The following is a 26214-nucleotide window of genomic DNA, read 5'->3' as shown; positions in this document are numbered from 1 at the left end:
CCGGACAGCCATTCTATCGAACGTTTGTTCGATCGTATGCGTCGCGGCTGACACCGTCGGCGAGACGCCTCGGCGACCCGCTGGCCTCGCACGATGGCGGACCGTACCGTGTGCCGCCATGAGTCGCAGCCCCGTCGCCGTGGTCCAGGAGTTCCTCGAGATCGTCCGCTCGGGCGTCGATCCCGCGCACGCCTCGCACCTGATGACGAGCTCCGTGCGAGCCCACCAGGTACAGGCCGAGAATCCGACGACGATCGCCCGCACGCCCGAGGAGTATGCCGAGCACGTCAGGCAGATGATGGAGGCCTACGGTGCGTTCGACCTGAGGATCGACGAGCTGTTCGGCTCGGGCGACAAGGTCTACGCCCGCTGGACCCAGCACGGCAGACACCTCGGGGACGTCGATGGAGCCGCGCCCACGGGCAAGCCGATCGTCGAGGTGGCCAGCTGCGTGTACCGCGTCGCCGAGAGCCGGATCGCGGAGTACTGGATCCAGATCGATCGCTGGGGACTGCAGGCTCAGCTCACGGACTGAGCACTACCGCGCCCGCAGCGCTGATCGCACCAACGGCACCTGGACCGGGAGCCGCAGCACGGAGATCCCGAAGGTCAGCGCCGATCGGGCGTCTCGCCTCCGCCACGCCCGACGCCCCAGCGCCACACTCATCTGGACGTTGGCCGGCCAGACCGCCAGCAGCAGTCCGCTGCTCGCGAGTCCGGCCGCGCGGCGCGCACCGGGAACGAGCAGCCCGGCAGCGCACGCGAGCTCGGCGACGCCGGAGACCAGCACGAGCGACCTGTCCCACCGTCGCAGCGGCGTCGGGATGATGCCCGTGAACGTCTGTGGCCGGGCCAGGTGAACCACCCCGGAGATCGCGAACGGGACCACGACCGCCCAGGGGACGTGGCGGCGGGGTGCTGCAGCGGTGGGGCTCATCCAGCGATCATGCGGCCATCCCTCGTCACAGCGCTACACTTGATGGATTCATCAAGTGATCACAGATTGCGATGTCATGCCGCTGCGCCAGTACGGGATCCACGCTCCGCTCCACGAGATCAAGGCCGACCTGTTCAAGGCCCTCGCTCACCCTGCGCGGGTGCGCACGCTCGAGCTCCTGGCCGACGGCGAACGCCCGGTCGCGGAACTCCTCGCCGAGACCGGCATGGAAGCCTCGCACCTGTCCCAGCACCTCGCCGTGCTGCGCCGCGTCGGCGTCGTCACCTCCCGCCGGGAGGGCAAGACCGTCCTGTATCGCGTCGCCGGGCCAGCCGTCACCGGGCTGCTGCGCGACGCACGCACGGTCCTCCTCGAGGCGCACGCCACCACCCGCCAGGCACTGGACGCTGTCGACGACTCGGCCTCCCGATGAGCACCTCGTCCCCCGCCGGCACCGTCTCCGCCCGCGACGTCTGGGCCACGGTCCGCCGCCGCGCGCTGCCCCGTCGCTCCGACTACGCCGGCCTGCGTGGTTCGTGGCGCGGTGACCTGATCGCCGGCGTGACGGTCGCGATCGTCGCGCTCCCCCTCGCCCTCGGGTTCGGGGTCACCTCCGGCGTGGGGGCCGCGGCGGGGCTCGTCACCGCCGTCGTCGCAGGCATCGTCGCCGCGGTGTTCGGCGGCTCGGCCCTGCAGGTCTCCGGCCCGACCGGCGCCATGGTCGTGGTGCTCGTCCCGATCGTGCACCAGCTCGGCGTCTCCGCCGTCGCAGCCGTCGCCGTGCTCGCCGGGATCATCATCGTCGTGGCCGGCCTCGCGGGCGTGGGCTCGCTCGTGGCCTACATCCCCTGGCCCGTCGTCGAGGGTTTCACCCTCGGCATCGGCGTGATCATCGCGTTCCAGCAGATCCCGCTCGCCCTCGACACCACCCCCGCCGAGGGCGAGAACGCCGCCCTCATCGCCGCCCAGACGCTCCCCCGCGTCGACTGGTCGGCCGCAGCGCCCGCCGCGGGCATCGTCGTCGGCGTCGTGGCCCTCATGCTCGTGCTGCACCGGGTCCGCCGCACCCTGCCCGCCTCGCTGATCGCCGTCGTCGTCGCGACCCTCGCCGTCGAGGCGCTCAACCTCGACGTGCGGCGCATCGGCGCACTGCCCTCGTCCCTGCCCGCCCCGAGCCTGCCCGACCTCAGCGAGCTCAACGCCCTGCTGTCCGCCGCGTTCGCCGTCGCGGCACTCGCGGCCCTCGAGAGCCTGCTGTCCGCGCAGGTGGCGGACGGCATGGCCGACGACGTCCCGCGCACCAACCCCAACCGCGAGCTCGTCGGGCAGGGCCTGGCGAACGTCGCGAGCGGAATGTTCGGCGGTCTGCCCGCCACCGGGGCGATCGCCCGCACCGCCGTGAACGTCCGCTCCGGGGCCCGCACCCGCGTCGCCGCGACCGTGCACGCGCTGGTGCTCGCCGTCGTCGTGCTCGTGGCTGCTCCCCTGGTGGGCGCGATCCCGCTCAGCGCGCTCGCGGGCGTGCTGCTGGTGACCGCCGCCCGCATGATCGACCTCGCCACGGCCCGCTCGATCCTGCGGTCCACCCGCTCGGACGGGCTCGTGTTCGTGCTCACGGCCCTCGCCACGATCGTCCTCGACCTCGTCGTCGCAGTCGAGATCGGCGTCGCCGTCGCGGCCGTGCTGGCCCTGCGGCACGTCGCGCGGGCCAGCGGGGTCACGCGCGAGGAGATCGCCCGCGAGGTCGACCACGACACCGAGGAAGACCTCCTCCACGAGCACATCGCGGTCTTCCGCATCGACGGCGCGCTGTTCTTCGCGGACTCCCGCCGGTTCCTCGACGAGCTCGTGCAGGTCGCGGACGTCCGCGTCGTGATCCTGCGCCTGGCCGGGGTGCGCGTGCTCGACGCGAGCGGTGCGAATGCCCTCGCCCAGCTCGTTGCCGATCTGGACCGCCGCGGCGTCGCCGTGCTGGTCAAGGGCCTGCAGACCCGTCACCACCAGCTGCTCGCGTCTGTCGGCGTACTCGCCGAGCTGCAGCGGCGCAACCACCTGTTCGACGACCTCGACGCCGCCGTCGCGCACGCCCGCACGCACGTGCGCCGGGATCGCGCGGCGCTCAGCGACGCACCATGATGGGACCCATGGACCTCAACTCGCGCCCCGTCGCCCCGGACCCCTATTCGTTGCTGCCGGCCGTCCCGTCCTTCACGCTGACGTCCGAGGACGTCGCCCACGGCGCCACCCTCGAGGCGGAGTTCACCGCCGACGGCGGCAGCGTCTCTCCGCAGCTGTCCTGGTCGGGCTTCCCCGAGGGCACCGAGTCGTTCCTCGTGACGTGCTTCGACCCCGACGCACCGACGCCCGCGGGCTACTGGCACTGGACGCTCGTGGACGTCCCGGCCGACCAGACGAGCCTCGACCAGGGCATCGGCGAGAGCGACCTCATGCTCGACGGCGCTGCGTTCCACGTGCGGTCCGACGGCGGCACGTTCGGCTACGAGGGCGCCGCACCGCCCGAGGGCGACCGCGCCCACCGGTACTACTTCGCGGTGCACGCCCTCGACGTCGACACCCTCGGCCTCGACGCCGACGCGAGCCCCACCAAGGTCGCGTTCACGGCGCTGTTCCACACCCTCGCACGCGCCGTCCTCGTCCCCACGTTCGCCAAGTGACCGCGCCCGACGACGGCGCGGACGTCCTGCGCGTCGAGCAGGCCGTCGCCGCGCCGGCGTCGGTGGTGTGGACGAGCCTGACGACCGAGCGCGCGGCCTGGTGGAGCGAGATGTCGTTCGACGCCGAGCCCGGAGCCGAGGTCGTCGAGCGCTGGTCCGAGGGCGACTCCGAGCACGTAGCGACCGGCACCGTGCTGAGCGTCGAGCCAGAACGTGCGCTCTCATTCGAGTGGACTGAGCCGGGCTGGCCCACGTCCCTGCAGGTCCGGATCACCCTGCACGACGACGGCCCCGATACCCGCCTCGAGCTCACCGAGGAGGGCTTCACCGCGCTTGAGGACGGCACCGGCATCCGCGCCGCCCACGTCGAGGGCTGGACGATGCTGCTGTCGCAGCTCGCGCAGCACGCCGAGCGTCGCGAGACGGGGCTCGGCGGGCTATAGAAAAGCCCTCGGACCCCGGGTGCGGACCGGGTACGGTCCGCTGGTGACCTATGCCGACCCGAGACTCGTCGCGCTGTACGACGCAGACAACCCCGGCCGCGACGACCACGACTTCTACCGCGCGCTCGCGGAAGAACGCGACGCCCGCACCATCCTCGACCTGGGCTGCGGCACGGGCAGCCTCACCACCGCGCTCACCGGGCGGGGCCGCACGGTCGTCGGTGTCGACCCCTCGGCAGCGATGCTCGACTACGCGCGCCACCAGCCAGGCGCCGACGCGGTCACGTGGGTGCTCGGTGACTACCAGCAGGCCCCGGGCTGCCAGTTCGACCTCGGCCTGATGACCGGGAACGTCGCCCAGCACCTCCTCGACCCCGACTGGAGAGAGACGCTCCGAGCGTTTCGGGGCCGGCTCGCCGGCGGTGGCACGCTCGCGTTCGAGAGCAGAAACCCCGCTGCGCGCGCCTGGGAGACCTGGGCGACAGAGGAGCGGACCAGCCGCAAGACGGCCCACGGGACTCTCATCGAATGGTCCGACGTCACTCGGCTCGACGACCGCACGGTCGAGTATGCGGCGCACAACATCTTCCTCGACTCGGGCGACACGGTCACCGAGAGGCTGCAGCTCGTGTTCCGCTCGCGCGCCGAGATCGAGGCCGACCTGCAGGCTGCCGGGCTCGCGGTCGAGTCCGTCTACGGCGACTGGAGCCGGACACCGATGTCCGACGACGCGCCCGTCATGGTTTTTGTCGCCCGCGCGCGCTGACTTCACCTACGCTCGCGGTGCCCTCGGAGCACCAGTCCTGGACCGCCACACCGCGTGGCCAGCGACCGCCATAGCCGCGACGACGAGGGGCGCGACCTGCGCCAGGCTCGCCAGGTCGTCCGCACGCAGCGGACCTGCCAGGTCAGCCGGACCGGTCGCGAGGAAGGCCGCGAGCGCCGTAGCCACGAGGTACACCTCCCGCCGTAGGACGCCGACGGCGCGGAAGCCCACGCACGTCACGCCCAACGGACCGGGGGTGACGCCGTCCCCCATGCTCGGGAACGCGAGCAGCGCGACGACCTCCGAGGTGAGACGCGACATCGCGGTGGCCTTGAGTCCGCGCGGGGGCGCTCAGTTCCACGCGCCCCAGACCCCGTGCTCGGCACACTCGTCCGGCACGGTCAACTCTCCGACGTGCACCGGGTCGGACTGCGGCCCTTCCGTGATCATTCCGCCCCCGAGCTCGACGGGATCACCGAGCCCGACGCGACCCCACCCGGGCACGGACACCGCGAGCGGATCCTCGCTCGCCACTTCGGTACCGTGCGGCCAGATCACCGCAAAGTTGTCGACTCCGAGGCACCCCGACACATCGCTCAACGCCCCAGAGAGCAGCGCATCGTTGCCTGAGTTCGTCCGCTCGCCGACGAGCACGCGGATCTCCCCCGCCTGCAGCTCCTTGGGTTCGCCGCCACCGCAACCCGCGAGGAGCACCCCCGCCACGACCGCGCCGATCAGCGCACCGATTCGCCTGTCCGCCATGCCCTGCACCCCCTGTGAGTGTGTGCCTGCATCCAACCAGTGCGAGCCCTTCCCTGACTAGGGCGACGGGACGGTGTCGACCTGCTCGCCCCCCCGACAATCTCGGGAGCGCATCACGAGCGCGACGATGAGCAGCGCCAGCCCCCCGCACACGGCGAGCCACTCCACCGTGAACCGGACGTCCTCGGGGAACACCGAGCCGACGCCGGCGACCTCGCGCAGGTCGGCGGCGATGGCGCGCAGGGCGGCTGCCTCGAAGCCGCCGGCCGCGAGACTGCCCGTCAGAAGCAAGAGCCCGCAGACCGCGCTCCCGCGCGCGACCATCGGGACGACCGAACGGCCGAGTGCGACGCGTGCGCCCACCGTTGCCACTAGGGCGAGCAGTGCGAGCAGGCTGATGGCGACGATCACCCGCGCCAGCGTGAGCTGCAGGTGCGCAGTCGCATCGACCGACGACAGGACGAACTCGCCGGTGCCAAACCCGCCGGAGAAGATGGTGAGCCCTAGTTCCGCGGCGCTCGACGACGCCGAGCCAGCCGGAACCTCGTACCGGGTCGGCAGCTCGACGTGGGTCTCGCCTCGGGCGAGCCAGGTATGCGTGGCGGACCACAGCGCGGCGCCGAGGCGCGGGAGTGCGAGGGCGATCAGCGTCAAGGAGAGCACCGCGACGGCGCCGCGCTCCCACCGGTGGAGCCCGAAGCGATCGTCGCGCCGGACCGTCAGCACCTCGCCCATGCCATCCTCCTCGTCGGACGCGGCGACCTATCGACTTTCGATTGGCCGACTGGGTGAGAACCTATCGATAGTCGACAGCCAGGGCAAGGGACCGCCCACGATCACCCTCTACGATCGAGGCTGGCACCGGCCGGACCTTCTCCGCGCTGCGACGCGAACCCACCCGAGAGGTCACCACCGCATGAGCCTGATCCGGCTGCACGACGTCCACGTCCGGTACGAGAACACGCCGATCCTGCGCGAGGCGTTCTTCCGGCTGGAGCCCGGTGACCGCGTCGGCCTGATCGGCCGCAACGGCTCGGGCAAGACGACGCTGCTCAAGCTCGTCCTCGGCCAGGTGGAGCCGGACACGGGCACGGTCACGGTCGACCAGGGCGTCAAGGTCGGGTACTTCTCCCAGTTCTCGTCGCTCGACGGCGACATGTCGATCACCGAGGTGCTCGACGGCCTGTTCACCGAGATCAAGGCCGTCGAGGCCGAGCTCGCCGCCATCGACACAGCCATGGCCGCGGACTCCTCCAACGCGAAGGCGCTCGACGCGCTCATCAACCGCCAGTCCGTGCTGTTCGAGGAGATGGAGCGCCTCGACGGGTGGGACTACCACCGCCGCATCGACACCGCGCTGACGACCCTCGGCTTCGACGAGGCCCACCGCACCTGCGCGATCGACGAACTCTCCGGCGGCTGGCGCAACCGCGCAGCCCTGGCGAAGATCATGCTCGAGCGCCCCGACGTGCTGCTGCTCGACGAACCCACGAACTTCCTCGACGTCGCCGGTGTCGAGTGGCTCGAGGCGTGGTTCCGGGACTTCCACGGCGCCGCCATCATCGTCTCCCACGACCGTTCGTTCCTCGACGCCGTCACCACCCGCACGGTCGAGGTCGAGAACTTCCACCTGCACGAGTACACCGGCAGCTTCGCGGAGTACGTGGTGCAGAAGCAGTTCCGGCTCAAGACCCTCGAGGCGCAGTTCGTCCACGAGTCCGAGCTGCTCGCGTTCGAGGCGGAGGGCATCGCCGACCGCCGCGAGGCCGCCAAGGCCGCGAGCAAGGGTCTGGGCAACCAGCTTGCCAAGATCAAGAAGTCCCGCGCCCCGCGCCCCGTCGACCAGATCATCACCGAGATCTACGGCGGCCTGCACGTCAAGGACGTCCTGTGCCGCATCGACGGGCTGAGCAAGTCCTACGGCGACGAGCTGCTGTTCGACGACGTGAGCCTCGAGATCCGGCGCGGCAACCGGATCGTCGTCCTCGGGTCCAACGGCAGCGGCAAGTCGACGCTCCTGCGCGTGCTCAACGGCGAGGAGCGGCCCGACGCCGGCGAGGCCGTGTGGGCTCGCGGCGCCAAGGTGGTCTCGTACAACACCGTGCTCGCGGAGCTCGACCCGGCCGACACGGTCAGCCACGCCGTCAACGCCATGCCCGACAGCCTGGCCCTCACCGCGACGCGCAAGTCCGTCAACCGGTTCCTCGCGATGTTCCAGTTCTCCGAGGCCGATCTCAAGCGGAAGATCGGCAACCTCTCCGGCGGTCAGCGCGCCCGCGTCGCCATGGCGCAGTGCCTGCTGTCGGGGGCCTCGGTCCTGCTGCTCGACGAGCCGACGAACCACCTCGACCTGTCCAGCACCCAGGTGATGGAGCGCGCGCTCGTGCACTTCCCGGGCGCCGTCGTCGTCGTCAGCCACGACCGGTTCTTCACCGACAAGATCGCGACGGGCCGGGTCGTCTTCGGCGCCCCCGGCGCGGTGGCCGGTCAGGTCGAGGTGCGGGTGGCTTAGAGCTCTCGGTCAGCCGACGAAGATGCAGAACGGGTGCCCGGCGGGGTCCGCGTAGACGTACAGGGGCTCGTTTGGGTCATCCGTCCGATCGAGCAGGAGCTCCGCTCCCAGTTCGAGGGCGCGGCGGTGCTGCTCCCCGAGCGACGCGCGGTCGGGGACCGTCAGGTCGAGGTGCAGTTGCATCGGTACGTCGTGCCGCGGCCATGTCGTCGGCGTCAGCTCCGGCTCCAGCTGGAACGCCAGCCGCGGCGTGCCGTGGGCGTCGTTCAACGTCAGCCAGTCGGCGCCGTCGGGCGTCCCTTCGGGCGGCGGCTCGTCACCCTGCCGGTACTGGTACCCGAGGAGCGCGCGGTAGAACTCGGCGAGCGCCCGGACGTCCCGGGTGTCCAGCACGGTGTGGAGCAAACGGGGAAAGTCGGTCATGGATGGACGCTAGCGCGCGTCCCCAGGGCGCGGAAGCCTCACGTCGCGAACCACGGCGGTCAGGGCGACTCGAGCAGCATGAACATCTCGTCGGTCGCGCGCTTGAGGGAGAGGTTGCCGGCGGCTCGAGATTCGGCCGGAGCACGGACGAGGAAGTGGGCCGAACGTGTCTCTGCGCCGTTGGCTGCCACGAGGTCCGGGTGGTCCATCTGCACATCTGCCGGGATGAGCTGGCCAAGGCTCCCGGAGAGACCGCTACCTGCGGCGCGCAGGGTGGCACCCGAGCGGTAGAACGCGTCCGGAGCCGGGCACGACGTCGCCCAGAGCCCGTCCGTCGCGGGGTCGGGTCCATCCGCCTCGGCAAGCAAGGTCAGCAGACAGATGTTGCCCGCCTCATCCAGTGCGACCCAGAAGCGCTCCTGGTCCCCGCCGTACAGGAGTCGCGAGGTCTGCGTCGCGATCGCGGAATCCGTAAGATTCATGTCCTCCACGCCGTCGGGAAGGACGTCCGCCGGAGCCTGTGCTTGCGCAAGCAGCGGAACCATGGCGATGGGATCACGCGAGGCCCCAGGCTCGGGCGTCGGTGTGCATGCCACGGTGACTGCGCCGATCGCCAACGCGGCGACGGAAGCTCGGGCTCCCGCCGCGATGCGCCACCCTCCTCCGCGTGCAACCGAACCGACATCCGTCTGAGCGCTCCCCTGTATGCACATGACTCGATCCAACCAGGGGCGGGTGATGGCTCGAAGGGGCGACACGCACTGCCGGAGGTCAGTCGGCCTTGTCGCGCGGTTCGGATTTGTCGCGCGGCTCGATGTCCTTCGCCGGCTCCTCGGGCGCGTGGTCGACCGACAGCCGGAAGTTGTCACCGTGCTGCGACACGCCGTGCACGACGGCGTCACGAACCAGATCGATGGCCAGCTCGCGGCGCACGATCAGCGGATCGGCTCGTAGGTCCTTCCAGAGCGCGAGGGCGATGAGCAGCATGACGACGACGAACGGCAGCGAAGCCACGACCGTGATGTCTTGCAGACCTCTCAGAGCGTCGGCGCCTCCACCTCCGATGGCGAGCATGATCGCCGCCACCGCGCCGATCAGCACACCCCAGCTGACCACGACACCCCTGCTCGGTTCGATGGCGCCACGCTGCGACAGGGTGCCCATGACGATCGAGGCCGAGTCGGCGCCGGTGACGAAGAAGATGCCGACGAGCAGCATCACCAGGATGGTGCTGGCGCTCTCGAGCGGGTAGTTGGACAGCAGCTGGAACAGGGCCGCGTTAGAGTTCACCTCTCCGTCGACCGTCATGTCGCCACCCATCTGCTGCTCGTGGATCCCCGATCCACCAAGGATCGAGAACCAGGCGAGCGCGACGAGGGTCGGCGCGAGGAGCACGCCGGTGACGAACTCCCGGATCGTGCGTCCACGGCTGATCCGCGCGACGAACATCCCGACGAACGGGGTCCAGGAGATCCACCACGCCCAGTAGAAGATCGTCCAGCTGGACAGCCACGCGGCCATCTCGTCGCCGCCCGTCGCCGTGGTCCGCGAGGCCATCTCGGTCATGTCGCCCAGGTACGTCCCGATCGTCGTCGGGATGAGGTTCAGGATGACGAGCGTCGGACCGACGACGAAGACGAACACCGCGAGCACGAGGGCGAGCACCATGTTGATGTTCGACAGCCACTGGATGCCGCGCGCGATGCCCGAGACCGCAGAAGCCACGAAGGCAACCGTGAGCACGGCGATCACCCCGACGAGCAGCGGCGTGCCGAGGTCGTCGGCCCACCCGTTGTACTCGATCCCGGCGCCGATCTGCGTCGCGCCGATGCCGAGCGACGCCGCCGACCCGAACAGGGTCGCGAAGATCGCGAGCATGTCGATGACCCTGCCCAGCCAGCCTTCGCTCTTGCGCCCGATCAGCGGCCACAGGACAGAGGAGAACAGCTGCTTGCGGCCCATGCGGAAGGTGCCGTACCCGATGGCGAGGCCGACGACGGCGTAGATCCCCCAGGGGTGCAAGCCCCAGTGGAACATCGAGGTCGCGAGCGCGGTCCGGATGGCCGCCTCCGACTCGGCCGGCGACGTTCCGGGCGGCGGCTCGACGAAGAAGCTCAGGGGCTCCGCGACCCCGAAGAACATCAGCCCGATGCCCATGCCCGCGCTGAACATCATCGAGATCCAGGAGATCGTGCGGAACTGGGGAACCTCGTCGTCGGCGCCCAACCGGATCTGGCCGTACTTGCTCACCGCCAGCCAGAGGACGAAGACGACGAAGAAGCTCGCGGCCAGGACGAACAGCCAGCCCGCCTTGTCGATGACCCACGTCTCGGCCGTGCTGGAGACGGACCCCAGGTTCTCCGTGCTGACGAATCCCCACGCGACGAAGGCCACGGCGAGCGCCCCGGTGACACCGAAGACCCACCGGTCCACGCCGGGGTTCTCCGGCTCGTAGAGCTTGATCGACTTGGCGCGTCGCGCCTTGAGCAGACGGTGACCCGAGTGGTCTACCCGCTCGGCCCGCGACCGACCCGTCGGCGGATGCAGCGTCTTCTTGCCTCCGACCGGCCGACTGGGGTCACCCAGCGCGTGCTTGTCCTGATCCGCCATCTGCCGTGACTCCCGAGCGCCGCCGGGGCCAGCGCCCCGGTACGAATGGATGCTCGATCACGCTAGACGACGCATCGCCGCCCCGCCTGTCCTGACGCTCTGGCAGTCCGGCGAGGACTAGGCGCTTCCGGGTCCCGCCAGCCAGACGGCACGCTCCGCGCAGCTCGCGGGAATCGTCAGTCCGGCGATGTCAGTCGGTGCCGACTGCCCCGGCCCGCTGATCTCGCCCCCGCCCACCTCGATGGAGTGGCCCAGGCGCGCGCGGCCGTCGCCAGGTATGGCGATGGTCAGCGGGTCGGTGGCCTCCACCACTGTTCCGTGCGGCCAGATCACCACGGTCTCGCCGACGCCGAGGCAGCCGTCGAGGTCCGTGAGCTCTCCGCTGAGCAGCGCGGTCATGGCGGCCTCAGACGGTGGCCCGATCAACACGGTGACGCCCGCAGCATCGATCGTCTCGCCGGCGGCACCCGCCTGTCCGGCTTCGTCCGGACCGGCGCACCCTGCCAGCAGCAGCGCGAGGCCGGCCGCGGCCAGCACTGTTCGTCTGCGCATGCTCCACCCCCGTGTCGAGTGCGCTCATCTAACCAGGTGGCGCTCTCGCGCCGCTAGGAGCGGGCACGCATCCGGCTAGCGGGCATACCCGCGGGAGGTCGGGACGATGTCCTTGCCGAGCGGCAGCAGCGACACCGGGATCATCTTGAGGTTCGCGATCCCGAGCGGGATCCCGATGATCGAGAGGAACAGCGGGATCGAGGTGAGGACGTGACTGATCGCCAACCAGATCCCGGCGACGAGGAACCAGATGACGTTGCCGATCGTCGAGAACGCGCCCGCCGTCGGCTTGTCGACGACCGTGCGCCCGAACGGCCACAGCGCGTAGCCGGCGATCCGGAAGGACGCGATGCCGAACGGGATGGTCACGATCAGCACGCAGCAGATCACGCCAGCCACGACGTACCCGAGGGCCAACCAGAAGCCGGCGAAGATCAGCCAGATCACGTTCAGCAGTGTGTTCACGCGGACCAGCCTGTCACGGGCGCGTCGCATAGAACACCACGGCCGCCGACGCCGCGACGTTCAGCGAGTCCACTCCCCCGGCCATCGGGATCCGCACCACCGCGTCCACCGCCGCCAGCGTGTCTGCCGCGAGCCCGTGGCCCTCGGTCCCGAACACGAACGCCGCCTTCTCGTGCCCGCGGGAGACGAACTCGTCCAGCGTGATCGAGTCGTCGCTCAACGCCAGCGCCGCGACCGTGAACCCCTCCGCCCGCAGCTCCTCGACCCCCGCGGGCCAGCTCTCGAGCCGCGTCCACGGCACCTGGAACACCGTCCCCATCGACACGCGCACCGAGCGCCGGTAGAACGGGTCGGCGCAGCGCGGGGAGACCAGCACGGCGTCGACCCCGAGCGCCGCGGCGCCGCGGAAGATCGCCCCGACGTTGGTGTGGTCGACGATGTCCTCGAGCACGGCGACGCGCCGCGCGCCCAGGCCCCCACGAGCCGACGCGAGCAGGTCGCGCACGGCGGGCAGCGGCGGGCGGTGCATCGCGGCCAGCGCCCCGCGGTGCAGGTGGAAGCCGGTGATGGCCTCGAGCACGTCGGGCGCCCCGACGAACACCGGCACGTCGGGGAACTGCGCGGTGACCTCGGCCATGGACTCGAGCCACCGCTCGGACATGAAGAACGACCGGGGCCGGTAGCCGGCGGCGATCGCGCGGCGGATCACGTTGGAGCTCTCCGCGATGAACAGGCCCTTGGCGGGCTCGTGCTTGGAGCGCAGCGCGACGTCCGTGAGGTTCGTGTAGTCAGCGACGCGCTCGTCGCGGGGATCGGTGAGGTGGACGACGGCGCTCACGCGGCCGCCCCTCGTGCCGCCGAGCGACCGCCAGCGAACGCCGCAGCCGCGCCGACCAAGGCCAGGACGGGGACGACCAGGAACGCTGTGTGCGCACCCGAGGCGTCGGCCAGCGCACCGAGCGCGAACGGGGCGACGCCCATGGCGATGCCACCCGCGTACGTCGCCCGGGACTGGGCCCGGTCGACGGCGCCCCCGGCGACGCGCAGCAGCAGGGCGATCGACAACGGGTACTGGGCGCCGTACCCGACCCCGGCCAGGAAGAGGCCGACGAGCGCGACGGTGGTCGACGTCGTCGTCCAGAGGACGAACCAGCCGATGATCGCGAACAGGAACGAGCCCGCGAGCAGGTGCACGGGCGCGATGCGGGCGGTCAGCGGGCCGACGACGAACCGGATGAGCGTCATGCCCGCGACCAGGCCGGCCGTCGCGGCGGCGGCGATGCCGTCGTCGGCTCCGGTGCGGCTGATGATCAGGTCGGTCGCCCAGTACGTCGTCGCGTTCTCGAGTGACAGCGCCGCGATGACCGCCGCGAGGAACCACCACATGGCGCGCTTGGCGCCGGGCGAGGCCGTGGGGATGGTCGCGGGCTCGCCGTCGGTCCGGGCGGGAAGCGCCGGGGCGGTGACGTCGAGGTCCTGACGCCGGGACACGCGCCAGGCCGTGAAGACCGCGAGCAGCGCGACGACGGCGACGGCCGGTCGCCAGCCCCACCCGATGCCGACGGTCAGGCCGACGGCGAGCGGTCCGACGAGCCCGACGCCGGACCCGACGCCGTTCGCCTCGGTGATCGCGGCGGAGCTCGCGCGCCCGTGGTGCAGCGACAGCGCCACCTGGGAGGACGCGACGGCGATGTTGCAGCCGACGGCGATGACGAACACTCCGCTGAGCGTCGACGCGATCCCTGGCCCAAGGGTGAGGACCGCGACGCCCACGACGACGAGCGCGAGCGCGCCCACGAGTGCGTTGCGGCGGCCGAACCGCACGACCAGCCGAGCGACGATCAGCCCGGCGAGCACAGACCCGACCGCCACGGACGTGCCGTGCAGGCCCGCGACGGCCCGGGAGATGCCCAGCTCGGCGGCCACGAGCGTGACCGAGGGGTTGAACGAGTACAGGAACCACCCCCAGGTCATGAAGGTGCCGTACAGGCTCAGCGTGAGGGTGTCGCGGGTGAATGTCTCGTCCGTCGTGCGGACTGAGCTCGGGGGTGTCGGTGGCACCGGTCCATCGTCGCAGGTCCGCGCCCGTGTTCGCGCAGGACTCCCGGACCTTCGCCGTGGACGCGCAGGACCCCGCCGAGCGGTGCTCGACGGGGGCCTGGGTGGTGCCTGCTACTGCTCGGGGTCAGCGACCGGCGGCTGGGGTGCCGGCGGCTGCGGAGCCGGGGGCGTCGGCGGCACGGCGGGCGTCGACGGGTGCGACGACGGCGTGCCCGGCTGCTGCCCGGCCTCGACCTTGCGGTCACGGGGGCGACCGGACCGCTGGCCAGCGCTGGTCGCGTCGGCCGTGGCTGCCTGCGCCTGACGACGTGCCTCGGCCAGCGCCTCGGCCGGGTCGGCCAGCGCGCCGGACGTGAACGACTGGCGGTTGCGCTGCCGGTCCTCGCGGGCGGCGGAGTCGGCCGGAGCCTCGGGGCCGCCGGCGCCGCCACCCAGACCCTGCACCACGGCACCGAGCGCCGAGGTGAACTCCGTCGGGACGAGCCACATCTTGCTGGCCGGACCCTGAGCGATCTGCGGGAGCGTCTGCAGGTACTGGTACGCGAGCAGCTTGGGGTCGGCGTCGCCCTCGTGGATGGCGTCGAACACCTGGAGGATCGCGCGGGACTCACCCTCGGCCTCGAGGATCCGGGCCTGGGCCGAGCCCTCGGCCCGCAGGATCGCGGACTGCTTCTCGCCCTCGGCCGTGAGGATCTGCGACTGCTTGACACCCTCGGCCTGGAGGATCGCGGCGCGGCGGTCACGCTCGGCGCGCATCTGCTGCTCCATCGCGCCCTGGATGCTCTGGGGCGGGTCGATCGACTTGAGCTCCACGCGGTTCACGCGGATGCCCCAGCGGCCGGTGGCCTCGTCGAGCACCCCGCGCAGCTGACCGTTGATCTGGTCGCGGCTGGTGAGGGTCTGCTCGAGGTCCATCGAGCCGATGACGTTACGCAGCGTGGTGACGGTGAGCTGCTCGATACCGATGATGTAGTTGGCGATCTCGTAGACCGCGGACTTGGGGTCCGTGACCTGGAAGTAGATGACCGTGTCGATGCTCACCACGAGGTTGTCCGAGGTGATCACCGGCTGCGGCGGGAAGGACACGACCTGCTCGCGCAGGTCGACCTGGGCGCGCACGCGGTCGACGAACGGGATCAGCAGGTGCAGCCCGGCCTCGAAGGTGTGCGAGTAGCGACCGAGCCGCTCGACGAGCCATGACTGGGCCTGCGGCACGATGCGTACCGACTTGCCGATCACGATGATCACGACGAGCGCGATCACCGCGGCCATGATCCAGCCGACGCTGATGGGTTCGTTCATACGTTCCACTCCCCTGTGAGATGCCTGGTTGTGCGTAGGTGTGCGGCCGGCTGGGTCAGCCGGCGTGAGCCTGCTTGGGCGCGACGATCGCCGTCGCCCCGTCGATCCGTTCGACGACGACGTCGGTGCCGACCTCGAGCACGCCGTCGCCGACGACGCGTGCGCTCCAGACCTCGCCCGCGAGCTTGACCATGCCGGCGTCCTCGCTCACAGGCTGCACGACGACCGCGGGGCGACCCGCGAGCGCGTGCACGTTGGTCTCCACGAGCGGTTCCCCGCGTTTTCGCAGACTGACCAGCAGGATCGGGCGCAGCGCGCCGAGCAGGACGCCGGAGACCACCGCGAACGCGACGATCTGCAGCGTGATGTCACCGCCGGCCAGTGATGTCAGCGCGGCGGCGAGAGCGCCGCCCGCGAACATGAAGAGGACGAGGTCGAGCGTGATCGCCTCGACGGCGATGAGGACCAGCATGATCGCCAGCCACCAGTACCACTCCATCATGACCCCCGTGGGCATCGTCGGCGCTCGACCGGGGCTTGGAACGGCCCTCGGTGAGCAACCGTCGTCAAACGCGACGATTTACCTGAACATTACCAGGGGCGGAGGTGGCCCGGGGTTGCTTGTCCCCAGGTCAGCGGGCACCGCGGGCGGCATAGCGCCCATCGGTCTGCGACACGGTCAAGGGCACGCCGAAGCCGCTCGACAGGTGCTCGTCGGTGACGACGTCGGCGAGCGCGCCCGCGACGTGGACTCCCCCGGCGCGCAGGATCATCCCGTGCGTGAAGTTCGGCGGGATCTCCTCGACGTGATGGGTGACCAGCACGAGCACCGGCGAGCGGCGGTCGCCGGCGAGCTCCGCGAGCGCGGCAACGAGCTCCTCGCGGCCGCCGAGGTCGAGGCCGGCGGCGGGCTCGTCCAGCAGCAGGAGCTCGGGGTCGGTCATGAGGGCGCGGGCGATCTGGACGCGCTTGCGCTCGCCCTCGGACAGCGTGCCGTAGGTGCGGTCCGCGAGGCGGTCGACGGCGAAGAGCCGCAGCAGGTCGTGGGCGCGGTCCGTGTCGTGGCTCTCGTAGGTCTCGCGCCAGCGTCCGGTGACGCCGTAGGCGGCGGTGAGCACGACGTCGCGCACGAGCTCGCGCGGCGGGATCCGCTCGGCGAGCGCGGCGGACGCGAGTCCGATGCGCGGGCGCAGCTCGAACACGTCGACGCGACCCAGGCGCTCACCGAGGATGTCCGCGGTGCCGGTGGTCGGGTGCAGGCGTGCGGAGGCGATCTGCAGGAGCGACGTCTTGCCCGCCCCGTTGGCCCCCAGCACCACCCAGCGGTCCTGATCGCCGACCGTCCAGCTCACGTTGTCGAGGATCGCCGTGCCGCCGCGGCGGACCGTGACGTCGTGCAGGTCGAGTGCTGCTGTCATGGTGCCTGAGCCTATCGGGTGAGCCCGCGGTCGGTGCGCCGAGCACGATGAGCCGTGCGGACCTCGGCGGTATCGTGAGCCCCGTGTCCAACGTCCTCCTCCCCCGCAGCGTGCGTCTGGCGCTCTGGCTGAGCACCGACGCCCCCGCAGAGCGCATCGCCACGGCCGTCCAGGGCAGCGACGAACCCCATCGCCTCCTCACCCGGGACGGCACGTGGGACCTCGCGAGCCTCATCGCGGAGGTCCAGAGCTCGGTACTGACGGTCGCGGCACTCCTGCCCGTCCCCGGCGACGTCGCCGCCGTGCCGCGCGCGCAGGACCAGTACCACGCGGGCACGCCGGACCCCGTCACAGCGGGCGAGTGCCTCCTGCTCGGCGGCCGCGAGCGCCACCTCATCGCGGTGCCTGACGTCCAGCAGTTCGGCAGCGAGTGGGACTTCGGGCACGTGGTGACGTGGCACGTGGCGCAGGTCGACGAGTGGGAGACGGCATTCCACGGCGCGATCGGCTCGCTGGCCGAGGCCGAGAGCCAGCTGCGCACGGGGCTGACGCACGCGACGTCGACGATCATGGACCTCGAGCTGGGGATGTGGCGCCCGGAGGTCAAGGACGGCATCGCCCAGCTGCGCGACGCCCGCCTGACCGACGAGGACCTGCCCTCGATCACGCCGCGCCGGCTGGCCGCGCTCTCGTTGGCAGTGCGGCTCAAGGCGATCGCCGAGCTCGCCCTCGAGGACACGAGCGGCGGTGGCGCGGTCAACGTGTGGCAGGCGGACCAGAGCCGCGCCGCGCTCCTCGAGGTGCTGCGCGTGGCTCGTCGCGCGATCGCGGCGGCGACCTACGCCAGGATCGAGCGGTAGACCTCCACGGTCCGCTCGGCGACGGCGTCCCACGAGAAGTGGTCCTCGACGCGGGTCCGGGCACGGGCGCCCATCTGGGCGGCGCGCTCGGGGTCGTCGACGACGGCGCGCAGCGCGGTCGCGAGGTCGCTCGCGAAGCGCGCGGGGTCGACGGGCTCTCCCGTGGGGTCGCCGGGGGCGGACTCCACGTTGACGAGGAGCCCCGTGACGCCGTCGTCGACGACCTCGGGGATGCCGCCCACCGCTGAGGCGACCACGGGCACACCCAGGGCCATGGCCTCGAGGTTGACGATGCCGAGCGGCTCGTAGACGGACGGGCAGGCGAAGACGGTCGAGGACGCGATGACGGCGATGAGCTCCTCGCGCGGCAGCATCCGGTCGATCCAGATCACGCCGTCGCGGTGGCGCCGCAGCTCCTCGAGGGCGGTGGTCACCTCCGCAGCGATCTCCGGGGTGTCGGGCGAGCTGGCGCACAGCACGAGCTGAGTCTCGGGCGAGAGCTCGCGCGCGGCGGCGAGCAGGTGCGGCAGGCCCTTCTGGCGGGTGATGCGCCCGACGAAGACGACCGCGGGGCGGTCCGGGTCGATCCCGAGGCCGCGAGCGATCGCGGCGGCCTGCTCGCGCTCGGGCCGGCGCCAGCGCTCGAGGTCGATGCCGTTGTGCACTACCCGCACGCGCGCCGGGTCGAGGTCGGGGTGGGCGCGCAGGATGTCCCCGCGCATGCCCTCGCTGACGGCGATGACGGCGGCGGCGCCGGCGTAGGCGGTGGCCTCGGCCCACGACGACAGGGCGTACCCGCCGCCGAGCTGCTCGGCCTTCCACGGCCGCATGGGCTCGAGCGAGTGCGCGGTGAGCACGTGCGGGATGCCGTGCAGCAGGCCGGCGACGTGCCCGGCGAGGTTCGCGTACCAGGTGTGGGAGTGCACGAGGTCGGCGCCTGCAACGTCGGCCGCCATGGCGAGGTCGACGCCGAACGTGCCGAGCGCGGCGTTGGCGCCCGCGAGCGCGTCGAGTGGGGCGTACCCCGTCACCTTCGGGCCGCCAGCGCCCGACGACGTGGGGTCGGGTTCGCGTGGTCCGTCGAAGCAGCGGACGTACACGTCCACGTGCCGCGTCAGGACCGCGGCGAGCTCGGCGACGTGCACGCCGGCGCCCCCGTAGACGAAGGGTGGGTACTCGCGCGTCAGCAGGTCGACTCTCACACCACAGACGGTAAGCCCAAAGTCATGCGGATGTAACGCAACTGGGAATAGAGTGCGTTCATGGCAGCAGCGCCGCGTGTCCTAGCAATCGTCCTCGCAGGTGGAGAGGGCAAGCGACTCATGCCCTTGACGGCAGACCGGGCCAAGCCCGCGGTGCCGTTCGGAGGCATCTACCGCCTGGTGGACTTCGCCCTCTCGAACCTCGTCAACTCGCACTACTTGCACATCGTCGTGCTCACCCAGTACAAGTCCCACAGCCTCGACCGGCACATCACGAAGACGTGGCGGATGTCGGCCCTGCTGGGGAACTTCGTCGCTCCCGTGCCCGCGCAGCAGCGCGTGGGCAAGCACTGGTACCTGGGCAGCGCCGACGCGATCTACCAGTGCCTGAACATCATCCGCGAGGAGCGTCCCGACTACGTCGTCGTCGTCGGTGCCGACCACGTGTACCGGATGGACTTCTCCCAGATGCTCGACGCGCACATCGAGTCCGGGGCCGAGCTCACCGTGGCGGGCATCCGCCAGCCGATCGACCAAGCCGACCAGTTCGGCGTCGTCGACGCGGACCCGAACGACCCCACGCGCATCCGGGCGTTCCTGGAGAAGCCGACCGACCCGGTGGGTCTGGTCGACTCCCCGAACGAGATCCTCGCGTCGATGGGCAACTACATCGCGAACGCCGACGCTCTCGTCGAGGCCGTCACCAAGGACTCCGCGAACCCGAACTCCAAGCACGACATGGGCGGCGACATCGTCCCGTACTTCGTCGAGCGCGGGACCGCCGGGCTGTACGACTTCATCCGCAACGACGTGCCGGGGTCCACGGACCGCGACCGCGACTACTGGCGCGACGTCGGGACGATCGACGCGTACTACGACGCGAACCGCGACCTGATCTCGATCTCGCCGGTGTTCAACCTGTACAACAACCAGTGGCCGGTCTTCACGGGCTACACCGGGCTGCCGCCCGCGAAGTTCGTGCACGCCGGGCGGGGACGCCTGGGGCACGCGGCGGACTCGATCGTGTCGCCGGGGGTGATCGTCTCGGGCGGCACCGCGGCGGGATCGATCCTGTCTCCTGGCACGTATCTGCACTCGTGGTCCACGGTGGACGACTCGGTGCTGATGGACGACGTGATCGTGCACCGGCACGCGCAGGTGCACCGGTGCATCGTGGACAAGAACGTCACGATCCTGGAGAACGCCCGGGTCGGGTTCGATCGCGAGCTCGACGAGTCCCGCGGTCTGACGGTCACCGAGAGCGGCATCACGGTGATCCCCAAGGGCACGGTGATCGCTCCTGCCTGACGGCGCGGGCGTCCGGCAGCCGGGCACCCTCGGTACCCACGCCCCTGCGCGCCCTATCGTGACGCCCATGGCTGCGCACCGGCGACGACTGCTCGTGATGGACGTCGACTCGACCCTGATCACCGGCGAGGTGATCGAGATGCTCGCCGCACGCGCGGGCGCCCTCGAGGAGGTCGCCGCCGTGACGGAGGCGGCCATGCGGGGCGAGCTGGACTTCGCGGCGTCGCTCACGCAGCGCGTCGCCTGCCTCAAGGGCCTTCCCGACGACGTGTTCGACGACGTCGTGGCCGAGGCGCGGTTCACCGACGGCGCTCCGGAGCTCGTGGCCGAGGCGCAGCGTCGCGGCTGGGTCGTCGGGCTCGTGTCCGGGGGCTTCGTCGAGGTCGTCGGGCCGCTCGCCGCGCAGGTCGGCATCACCCGCTACCGCGCGAACCGCCTCGAGACTGAGGACAGCAAGCTCACCGGCCGCACCGCCGGTCCGGTGATCGACCGTGACGCCAAGGCCGCCGCGCTGCGCGAGTTCGCCGAGGCCGAGGGTATCGACATGGCCGACACGATCGCGATCGGCGACGGCGCCAACGACCTCGGCATGATCGCCGCGGCGGGCATCGGCATCGCCTTCAACGCGAAGCCGATCGTCCAGGAGCAGGCGCCGCACGTCCTGCCCGGGACGCGGCTCGACGCCGCCCTAGAGCTGCTGGACGCGCTCGACGCTCGCGTCTGATACTTCAGCTCACGCGCCCCTCCACTCAGGTTCCGTTCTCGCGAATGGCGACGCCCTGGAACCTGTCGGCGCCGTACCCGGCTGCGCTACTGTCTTCATAAACATCGCGAGGGAGCAGACGTGTCCGAGACCACCCGCATGAGCCGTGCGCGACTATTCGCGCTAATCGAGTCTTTCGAACAGGACATGCGCGCTCTCGTAGACAGGTACGTTCTAGACCACTTATCTGAGCAGGAGGCGCTCGCGGACCAGTACGACAATGCAGATGAGCGTCGTCAGCGCGATGCACCGGAGGTCGCCCTCTCCATCGCGACCTATCTCGACCTGAGGCCCTGCTACGACGTTCTCAATCGGCATCGAGCAGGCCTACCGCACGAACTTGCAATAGAGATCCGCGAGAACACGTCGATGATCGACAGAGTCGCCCCGATTCGCAACCGTGTGATGCACGGGCGCCCGCTCAAGACCGATGATCCGGCCATCGCACTCTCTGCACTAAGCGCATACCAATCACGGTTTTGGCGTACCACCGATGCCACCCTCCGCAGGCTACGCGACGATGAGCTTTGGGAGCCGATAGAAAAGCCGCTCCCGCTTCCGTCCGAAACCGTGCTCCACAACCTTCCGTATGCGGACTACGATGAGACGGGACTAATCGGACGCGAGCAAGACACGAAACAACTCGTGGCGATGCTGAAGCGCCGCCGGGACCATGTCATCACAATCACCGGCGAGGGCGGAGTAGGCAAAACAGCCCTCGCCCTCGAACTCGCGTACGCCATGGTCGATGATCCTGAGAGTCCTTACGACTGCGTTCTATGGTCGTCGCTAAAATCTGAGCGCCTAACCACTGCCGGCGTAATTGCCATATCCGATGCAATCGAAGGGATCGCCGGAGCGACCAGGCAACTGGGCAGGGCACTAGACGCATCATTCGATGGATCTGTCCACGAACTGGCAGAATCCCTCGAAGGACTGGATGCGCTAATCGTCATAGACAACCTCGAGTCGGTCAACGGCGATGAAGTGCTCCGCCTTTACGACGCCATGCCGCCGTGCGTCAGCTTCTTATTTACGAGCAGAATTGGTATCGGCGAACTTGAACGTCGCTACCGGCTCGGACCGCTCGCAGCAAGTTCCGCAACGCTACTTCTCAGGAAGTTCGCCATGGCGCGAGGCGTCAGCAGCCTAGCGCGACTAAGTTCAGAGACAGCCGAGAGTGTCGTTGAGCGTTTGCGATTCAGCCCCCTTGCCATTCGATGGTTCACGCTGTCCGTTGAGGCAGGGGTCGATCCACTGACGACGATTCGAGACCAGAAGGAGCTCCTCACATTCTGTGTAGCCAACGTCTTCGAGCAGTTGTCTCCCGAAGCAAAAGACCTCATAACTATCATTCGGGTGCTCGACCGATCAGCCCCACTTGACGAACTTGCACTCTTGGCCGACCTGGAGATTGATCAACTACGGCGGGCCGCCCAGGAACTAAGCCGAGGATCACTCATAACTTACGGTAGCGACGCGTCCGGAGGTCTCGCATCGAGAATCGGTCCTAGCCTCGCATTGCGCGCCTTCCTTCCGCGAGAGTCGATGGAATCGGAGCGACTGGCTGGACTACTGAAGCGCGAGACCGACTATCGAAAGAGCGCAGAGCGCCGACGCGAAAACGACTCTCGGCGCTCCCTTGCACCCTGGAACGTGTTTACTCGTGGCGACGAAGACGAGCCTGCGGCCTACCTGTTACACAAAGCTCTCGTCGCCTCAAAACGCAAGAAATACGAAGAGGCGTTTGCGCTCACGTCGAAAGCGCGGGAACTGAACCCTGAGTTTTACGAGAATGATAGAGTTGAGGCCTTTGTTGCCTCCGCTGCAGGCGAGGCCACTCGCGCGGTTGATCTATACCGTGGAGCGCTCGAAAAGTGCGACACCGACGAGTCGCGGGCCGTCGTCTCTCACTACTTCGCAGGCCATCTCGCCCGAGCAATGCATGACGTTCCACTCGCCATTACCTACGAGTCAATGTCACACCAGCATTTCAAAACGAAGGAAACCGCCGTCGCCCTTGGGAATCTACTAGTCTGGGATAGGCAGTTCTCCGAAGGGCAGATACTAATCGAGTCTGCAATCGAAGATGCGGATGGCATGGGGAGACTCATAGCGGTTACAGCACTCGTTGAAAGCTGGCGTCGTTGGTCGGAGCAACTCTTCAATGAACACCGGTACAGCGACGCATATGAGCACGCGCGGACCGGGTTTAGTGTCGGCGTTAGAGAGTTATCGGGTCTCAGCGACCGCCGCTTGGCGCGCGCGGTAGTGGACGCGCTCGTGGCAGCCGTACGCTATCTTGCGGCTCGCGGCGCGGATTTGCCGCGCCATTCCTCCTCGGCGGTGGCAATGCTCGAAGCGGCAGCATCGCAGCGGCGAACGCTCGAGATGACGGATTCCTGGGAAAGATTAACGCGCGCCATCGGCCATCTCACGAGGGTCCCGGATATTGATGCCGACCTTCGGTCGCACCTGCTCGACCTGGTCGACACCGAGTTCGAAACCCGCCCAGGCAATAGTTCAGGCGATAGCCTGCCACTCATTGGTTCGATTCACTCCTGGCTGTCGACCTTTGGATTCATACGACACAAGGATCATCCCGGCAACGTCTTTTTTCATCAATCCGACCTTGTCGGAGATGCTCCGCCGATTGTTCCTGGGATGCTCGTCGAGTTCTCCTTAGCTTCCGATAGCGAGCGCGTGCGGGCTTCGAGTGTGCAAGTTCGGACTCAAGTGATCGAGTAGTTGCTTTGCCACTCACGGGAACCTCGATGGGCGCCGTAGAGGCTGGGATGACGATCAGGTTGCTGGGGAACGTGCCTGAGGGAGCGATCGGGCAAGTCAGTCGCTACGCCGCGGGTCGTTGGCACCTTCGAGGAGTTGCCGCCTTTGCAAACTCGCCGCCCGAGTCGAGCAGACCGGGAGCTCCGTCGAAGCCGTACATGACGTCCTCACCAATGAGAGGACGATTCTGTCGCCGGGGCCCGGGTGCCGGTTCCGAGGTCAGTGAGCTCATCCCGGTTCGCATGTCCTATACGCACCGCGTCTCAGGGATCATGGACCCATGACCGCCACCCTCGTCGCTCGCGACCTCGCCGCGGCGCACGCCGACCGCACCCTCTTCTCTGGCCTGAACCTCGTGGTCGCGCCGGGCGACGTCGTCGGGCTCGTCGGGGCGAACGGCGCCGGGAAGTCGACCCTCCTGTCGCTGCTCGCTAGCGCCCAGTCGCCTGAGGCTGGCACTGTCTCGCTCTCCCCCGGCGACGCGCTCGTCGGCTGGTTGCCGCAGAAGGTCGAGCGCGTCCCCGGCGAGACGATCGCTGCCCACCTCGCTCGCCGCACCGGCGTCGCCGCCGCACAGATTGAGTTCGACGAGACGGCCGCGGCCCTCGGCGAAGGCCTTCCCGGGGCCGACGACGCCTACGCGGCCGCGTTCGACCGCTGGCTCGCCATCGGCGCCGCGGACCTCGGGGAGCGCACCGCGGCCGTCCTCGCCGACCTCGGGCTGGACCTCGAGCCCGACCACCTCATGACCGCACTCTCCGGGGGCCAGGCCGCGCGCGTCGGGCTCGCCGCGCTGCTGCTCTCGCGGTTCGACGTCCTGCTGCTCGACGAGCCGACCAACGACCTCGACCTCGACGGGCTCGCCCGGCTCGAGGCTTTCGTGACCTCGCAGCGCACCGGCGTCGTCGTCGTGAGCCACGACCGCGAGTTCCTCGCGCGGTGCGTCACGCGCGTCGTCGAGCTCGACCTCGCCCAGCAGCAGGTTGCGGTGTACTCGGGCGGCTACGAGGCCTACCTTGAGGAGCGCGCGACCGCGCGGCGTCACGCCCGGGAGAACTACGAGGAGTACGCCGACAAGAAGGCCGGCCTCGAGGGACGCGCGAACATGCAGCGGAACTGGATGGCGAAGGGCGCCCGCAACGCGGTGCGCAAGGGCGACCCCGACAAGCACATCCGCGCGGCGCACCGCGAGGGTTCGGAGAAGCAGGCCGCCAAGGCCCGCCAGACCCAGCGCATGATCGAGCGCCTCGACGAGGTCGTCGAGCCGCGCAAGGAGTGGGAGCTGCGCTACGAGATCGCGGCCGCGCCCCGCGGATCCGCCGTCGTCGCGACGCTCCGCGAGGCCGTGGTCAGCCATGGCGAGGGGGCCGACGCGTTCACCCTCGGTCCGGTCACCCTCCAGGTCGACGCCGGCGACCGCATCGCGATCACCGGAGCCAACGGAGCCGGGAAGACCACGCTGCTGCGCGCCCTGCTCGGGCGGGTCCCGCTCACGTCCGGCGCCGCATCGCTCGGCACGAGCGTCGCGATCGGCGAGATCGACCAGGCCCGCAGCCAGCTCGGCGAGGGTGCCGAGACCGACACACCAGCCCCGCTGTTCGACGCGTTCGCGCGCCTCGTGCCCGACTGGCCGGAGTCCGAGGTCCGCACCCTGCTCGCGAAGTTCGGACTGAAGGCCGCGCACGTCCTGCGGCCCGTGCGCTCCCTGTCGCCGGGCGAGCGCACGCGCGCCGGGCTCGCTCTCCTGCAGGCCCGCGGCGTGAACCTCCTGGTCCTCGACGAGCCGACCAACCACCTCGACCTGCCCGCGATCGAGCAGCTCGAGGAGGCCCTCGAGTCCTACACGGGCACGCTGCTGCTCGTCACCCACGACCGACGCATGCTCGACGCCGTGCAGGTCAACCGCCGCTGGACGGTGTCGGGCGGACGCATTACCGAGGAGTAGGACACCTAGCTGAGCGGCTCAACCCCGGCGGCCTGCTCCGAGAGCTCCGCACAGGCCGACAGGCCGGCGATGAGGAGCACCGTCGCCGCGCCCACAGTGGGCCAGGGCGCCACCAGGGGGACCCGCGTGGCAAGCAGGAGGAACGTAGCGCCCGCACCGACTCCCACGCCCGCGGCTGCGCCGAGGACGCGAGATCGCGGGTCGGCGCTCCGCAGGAGATACATCGCGACGGCGCCGATCGCGGCCCCTCCGGCGCCGGAGGCTGCTCCGCCACACGCGCCCAGAAACACCATCCACGCGACGAATGCGCCCCCGTCGAGCGATCCGATGACGAGGCCGGCCAGAGCACCGAGAAGCGTCCCGGCCAACAGCATGCGCGCGATCGCCTGCGTCGGAGTGCGATGCACGGCGGCCACCCTAGCC

28 protein-coding genes are annotated in these 26214 nt (G+C 69.8%); 12 read left to right on the top strand and 16 right to left on the bottom strand.

Annotated elements, in window-relative coordinates; translation table 11 throughout:
- The first annotated feature begins 118 nt into the window (after window positions 1–118).
- Window positions 119–535: an ester cyclase gene (locus tag BMZ30_RS05295; RefSeq protein WP_093375921.1), complete on the top strand. Its 417-nt coding sequence runs from the start codon at window positions 119–121 to the stop codon at window positions 533–535.
- A gap of 3 nt (window positions 536–538) precedes the next feature.
- Here BMZ30_RS05295 and BMZ30_RS05290 read toward each other — a convergent pair whose 3' ends face one another.
- Window positions 539–937 (bottom strand): DoxX family protein, encoded by a 399-nt coding sequence (locus tag BMZ30_RS05290; RefSeq protein ID WP_093375919.1) that lies wholly within the window; start codon window positions 935–937, stop codon window positions 539–541.
- 76 nt (window positions 938–1013) lie between these two features.
- Between BMZ30_RS05290 and BMZ30_RS05285 the strand changes: the two genes are divergently transcribed.
- Genes BMZ30_RS05285 through BMZ30_RS05265 form a run of 5 tightly spaced genes read left to right on the top strand, consistent with a single transcriptional unit; the run spans window position 1014 to window position 4821 of the window.
- Window positions 1014–1370, top strand: coding sequence for an ArsR/SmtB family transcription factor (locus BMZ30_RS05285; protein ID WP_093375917.1), 357 nt, complete (start codon window positions 1014–1016; stop codon window positions 1368–1370).
- Window positions 1367–3073, top strand: coding sequence for a SulP family inorganic anion transporter (locus BMZ30_RS05280; protein ID WP_093375915.1), 1707 nt, complete (start codon window positions 1367–1369; stop codon window positions 3071–3073). The genes BMZ30_RS05285 and BMZ30_RS05280 overlap by 4 nt, the downstream gene beginning before the upstream one ends.
- An 8-nt stretch (window positions 3074–3081) precedes the next feature.
- Window positions 3082–3612: a YbhB/YbcL family Raf kinase inhibitor-like protein gene (locus BMZ30_RS05275; RefSeq protein ID WP_093375913.1), complete on the top strand. Its 531-nt coding sequence runs from the start codon at window positions 3082–3084 to the stop codon at window positions 3610–3612.
- Complete coding sequence (locus BMZ30_RS05270; protein WP_093375911.1) at window positions 3609–4055, top strand: SRPBCC family protein; 447 nt, start codon at window positions 3609–3611, stop codon at window positions 4053–4055. The genes BMZ30_RS05275 and BMZ30_RS05270 overlap by 4 nt, the downstream gene beginning before the upstream one ends.
- Window positions 4056–4098: 43 nt before the next feature.
- Window positions 4099–4821, top strand: coding sequence for a class I SAM-dependent methyltransferase (locus BMZ30_RS05265; protein WP_093377279.1), 723 nt, complete (start codon window positions 4099–4101; stop codon window positions 4819–4821).
- 6 nt (window positions 4822–4827) lie between these two features.
- Here the strand turns inward: BMZ30_RS05265 and BMZ30_RS05260 are convergent, their stop codons facing one another.
- The 3 genes from BMZ30_RS05260 to BMZ30_RS05250 are packed head-to-tail and all read right to left on the bottom strand — an operon-like array spanning window position 4828 to window position 6318.
- On the bottom strand, window positions 4828–5142 hold the full coding sequence (locus tag BMZ30_RS05260; RefSeq protein ID WP_093375909.1) for a hypothetical protein: 315 nt from the start codon (window positions 5140–5142) through the stop codon (window positions 4828–4830).
- 30 nt (window positions 5143–5172) lie between these two features.
- Entirely contained in the window at window positions 5173–5592 is a 420-nt protein-coding gene (locus BMZ30_RS05255) for a hypothetical protein (protein ID WP_093375907.1), read from the bottom strand.
- A 48-nt stretch (window positions 5593–5640) separates the two neighbouring features.
- Window positions 5641–6318 carry a hypothetical protein gene (locus BMZ30_RS05250; protein ID WP_093375905.1) on the bottom strand — a complete coding sequence of 226 codons (678 nt, stop codon included), beginning with the start codon at window positions 6316–6318 and terminating at the stop codon, window positions 5641–5643.
- A 181-nt stretch (window positions 6319–6499) separates the two neighbouring features.
- On the opposite strand from BMZ30_RS05250, the gene BMZ30_RS05245 reads away from it, so the two are divergent.
- The gene (locus BMZ30_RS05245) at window positions 6500–8095 is read left to right on the top strand and encodes an ABC-F family ATP-binding cassette domain-containing protein (RefSeq protein ID WP_093375903.1); all 1596 of its coding nucleotides are present in this window, start codon (window positions 6500–6502) and stop codon (window positions 8093–8095) included.
- Window positions 8096–8104: 9 nt separating this feature from the next.
- On the opposite strand, the gene BMZ30_RS05240 is transcribed toward BMZ30_RS05245, so the two are convergent.
- From BMZ30_RS05240 to BMZ30_RS05195, 10 genes are all read right to left on the bottom strand, one after another.
- Window positions 8105–8518 carry a VOC family protein gene (locus BMZ30_RS05240; protein WP_093375901.1) on the bottom strand — a complete coding sequence of 138 codons (414 nt, stop codon included), beginning with the start codon at window positions 8516–8518 and terminating at the stop codon, window positions 8105–8107.
- 59 nt (window positions 8519–8577) lie between these two features.
- Complete coding sequence (locus BMZ30_RS05235; protein WP_093375899.1) at window positions 8578–9063, bottom strand: hypothetical protein; 486 nt, start codon at window positions 9061–9063, stop codon at window positions 8578–8580.
- Between the two features lie 226 nt (window positions 9064–9289).
- Window positions 9290–11128 carry a BCCT family transporter gene (locus tag BMZ30_RS05230; RefSeq protein ID WP_093375897.1) on the bottom strand — a complete coding sequence of 613 codons (1839 nt, stop codon included), beginning with the start codon at window positions 11126–11128 and terminating at the stop codon, window positions 9290–9292.
- A gap of 117 nt (window positions 11129–11245) precedes the next feature.
- On the bottom strand, window positions 11246–11665 hold the full coding sequence (locus tag BMZ30_RS05225; protein ID WP_093375895.1) for a hypothetical protein: 420 nt from the start codon (window positions 11663–11665) through the stop codon (window positions 11246–11248).
- A gap of 90 nt (window positions 11666–11755) precedes the next feature.
- Window positions 11756–12145: a YccF domain-containing protein gene (locus tag BMZ30_RS05220; protein WP_093377276.1), complete on the bottom strand. Its 390-nt coding sequence runs from the start codon at window positions 12143–12145 to the stop codon at window positions 11756–11758.
- A 13-nt stretch (window positions 12146–12158) separates the two neighbouring features.
- Window positions 12159–12983 carry a TrmH family RNA methyltransferase gene (locus BMZ30_RS05215; RefSeq protein WP_093375894.1) on the bottom strand — a complete coding sequence of 275 codons (825 nt, stop codon included), beginning with the start codon at window positions 12981–12983 and terminating at the stop codon, window positions 12159–12161.
- Window positions 12980–14206, bottom strand: a complete 1227-nt coding sequence (locus BMZ30_RS05210) for an MFS transporter (RefSeq protein WP_229828608.1) — start codon at window positions 14204–14206, stop codon at window positions 12980–12982. The genes BMZ30_RS05215 and BMZ30_RS05210 overlap by 4 nt, the downstream gene beginning before the upstream one ends.
- 111 nt (window positions 14207–14317) lie before the next feature.
- Complete coding sequence (locus BMZ30_RS05205; RefSeq protein WP_093375892.1) at window positions 14318–15508, bottom strand: SPFH domain-containing protein; 1191 nt, start codon at window positions 15506–15508, stop codon at window positions 14318–14320.
- Window positions 15509–15563: 55 nt separating this feature from the next.
- Window positions 15564–16010, bottom strand: coding sequence for an NfeD family protein (locus tag BMZ30_RS05200; RefSeq protein WP_342341515.1), 447 nt, complete (start codon window positions 16008–16010; stop codon window positions 15564–15566).
- A 130-nt stretch (window positions 16011–16140) separates the two neighbouring features.
- Complete coding sequence (locus BMZ30_RS05195) at window positions 16141–16926, bottom strand: ABC transporter ATP-binding protein (protein ID WP_093375890.1); 786 nt, start codon at window positions 16924–16926, stop codon at window positions 16141–16143.
- Window positions 16927–17009: 83 nt separating this feature from the next.
- Between BMZ30_RS05195 and BMZ30_RS05190 the strand changes: the two genes are divergently transcribed.
- Window positions 17010–17786: a hypothetical protein gene (locus tag BMZ30_RS05190; RefSeq protein WP_143073132.1), complete on the top strand. Its 777-nt coding sequence runs from the start codon at window positions 17010–17012 to the stop codon at window positions 17784–17786.
- On the opposite strand, the gene glgA is transcribed toward BMZ30_RS05190, so the two are convergent.
- Window positions 17765–18988, bottom strand: a complete 1224-nt coding sequence (glgA, locus tag BMZ30_RS05185) for a glycogen synthase (RefSeq protein WP_093375886.1) — start codon at window positions 18986–18988, stop codon at window positions 17765–17767. The genes BMZ30_RS05190 and glgA overlap by 22 nt on opposite strands.
- A 60-nt stretch (window positions 18989–19048) precedes the next feature.
- Here glgA and glgC point away from each other — a divergent pair, with 60 nt between their 5' ends.
- The 4 genes from glgC (at window position 19049) to BMZ30_RS05165 (ending at window position 25791) form a co-directional block, all read left to right on the top strand.
- Entirely contained in the window at window positions 19049–20296 is a 1248-nt protein-coding gene (glgC, locus tag BMZ30_RS05180; RefSeq protein WP_093375884.1) for a glucose-1-phosphate adenylyltransferase, read from the top strand.
- A 67-nt stretch (window positions 20297–20363) separates the two neighbouring features.
- Window positions 20364–21020 (top strand): phosphoserine phosphatase SerB, encoded by a 657-nt coding sequence (serB, locus tag BMZ30_RS05175; protein WP_093375882.1) that lies wholly within the window; start codon window positions 20364–20366, stop codon window positions 21018–21020.
- A gap of 120 nt (window positions 21021–21140) precedes the next feature.
- Window positions 21141–23807 (top strand): AAA family ATPase, encoded by a 2667-nt coding sequence (locus BMZ30_RS05170; protein WP_093375880.1) that lies wholly within the window; start codon window positions 21141–21143, stop codon window positions 23805–23807.
- 319 nt (window positions 23808–24126) lie between these two features.
- Window positions 24127–25791, top strand: coding sequence for an ABC-F family ATP-binding cassette domain-containing protein (locus BMZ30_RS05165; protein ID WP_093375878.1), 1665 nt, complete (start codon window positions 24127–24129; stop codon window positions 25789–25791).
- Between the two features lie 5 nt (window positions 25792–25796).
- Here the strand turns inward: BMZ30_RS05165 and BMZ30_RS05160 are convergent, their stop codons facing one another.
- A complete protein-coding gene (locus BMZ30_RS05160) occupies window positions 25797–26198 on the bottom strand; it encodes a hypothetical protein (protein WP_143073131.1) in 402 nt (133 codons plus the stop codon).
- Between the last annotated feature and the right edge of the window lie 16 nt (window positions 26199–26214).

Source organism: Flavimobilis marinus (assembly GCF_900113055.1).
In the GTDB taxonomy this organism is placed as follows: Bacteria; Actinomycetota; Actinomycetes; order Actinomycetales; family Cellulomonadaceae; genus Flavimobilis; species Flavimobilis marinus.
Note: the sequence above shows the minus strand (reverse complement) of the source record. Positions and strands in the feature narration are given on the sequence as shown.

What these genes read in the sequence shown, in the direction of transcription:
- BMZ30_RS05295 (WP_093375921.1), top strand. Translation starts at nt 119, where the DNA reads ATGAGTCGCAGCCCCGTCGCCGTGGTCCAGGAGTTCCTCGAGATCGTC.
- BMZ30_RS05290 (WP_093375919.1), bottom strand. Translation starts at nt 937, where the DNA reads ATGAGCCCCACCGCTGCAGCACCCCGCCGCCACGTCCCCTGGGCGGTC.
- BMZ30_RS05285 (WP_093375917.1), top strand. Translation starts at nt 1,014, where the DNA reads ATGCCGCTGCGCCAGTACGGGATCCACGCTCCGCTCCACGAGATCAAG.
- BMZ30_RS05280 (WP_093375915.1), top strand. Translation starts at nt 1,367, where the DNA reads ATGAGCACCTCGTCCCCCGCCGGCACCGTCTCCGCCCGCGACGTCTGG.
- BMZ30_RS05275 (WP_093375913.1), top strand. Translation starts at nt 3,082, where the DNA reads ATGGACCTCAACTCGCGCCCCGTCGCCCCGGACCCCTATTCGTTGCTG.
- BMZ30_RS05260 (WP_093375909.1), bottom strand. Translation starts at nt 5,142, where the DNA reads ATGTCGCGTCTCACCTCGGAGGTCGTCGCGCTGCTCGCGTTCCCGAGC.
- BMZ30_RS05250 (WP_093375905.1), bottom strand. Translation starts at nt 6,318, where the DNA reads ATGGGCGAGGTGCTGACGGTCCGGCGCGACGATCGCTTCGGGCTCCAC.
- BMZ30_RS05245 (WP_093375903.1), top strand. Translation starts at nt 6,500, where the DNA reads ATGAGCCTGATCCGGCTGCACGACGTCCACGTCCGGTACGAGAACACG.
- BMZ30_RS05240 (WP_093375901.1), bottom strand. Translation starts at nt 8,518, where the DNA reads ATGACCGACTTTCCCCGTTTGCTCCACACCGTGCTGGACACCCGGGAC.
- BMZ30_RS05235 (WP_093375899.1), bottom strand. Translation starts at nt 9,063, where the DNA reads ATGGTTCCGCTGCTTGCGCAAGCACAGGCTCCGGCGGACGTCCTTCCC.
- BMZ30_RS05230 (WP_093375897.1), bottom strand. Translation starts at nt 11,128, where the DNA reads ATGGCGGATCAGGACAAGCACGCGCTGGGTGACCCCAGTCGGCCGGTC.
- BMZ30_RS05205 (WP_093375892.1), bottom strand. Translation starts at nt 15,508, where the DNA reads ATGAACGAACCCATCAGCGTCGGCTGGATCATGGCCGCGGTGATCGCG.
- BMZ30_RS05200 (WP_342341515.1), bottom strand. Translation starts at nt 16,010, where the DNA reads ATGATGGAGTGGTACTGGTGGCTGGCGATCATGCTGGTCCTCATCGCC.
- BMZ30_RS05195 (WP_093375890.1), bottom strand. Translation starts at nt 16,926, where the DNA reads ATGACAGCAGCACTCGACCTGCACGACGTCACGGTCCGCCGCGGCGGC.
- glgC (WP_093375884.1), top strand. Translation starts at nt 19,049, where the DNA reads ATGGCAGCAGCGCCGCGTGTCCTAGCAATCGTCCTCGCAGGTGGAGAG.
- serB (WP_093375882.1), top strand. Translation starts at nt 20,364, where the DNA reads ATGGCTGCGCACCGGCGACGACTGCTCGTGATGGACGTCGACTCGACC.
- BMZ30_RS05165 (WP_093375878.1), top strand. Translation starts at nt 24,127, where the DNA reads ATGACCGCCACCCTCGTCGCTCGCGACCTCGCCGCGGCGCACGCCGAC.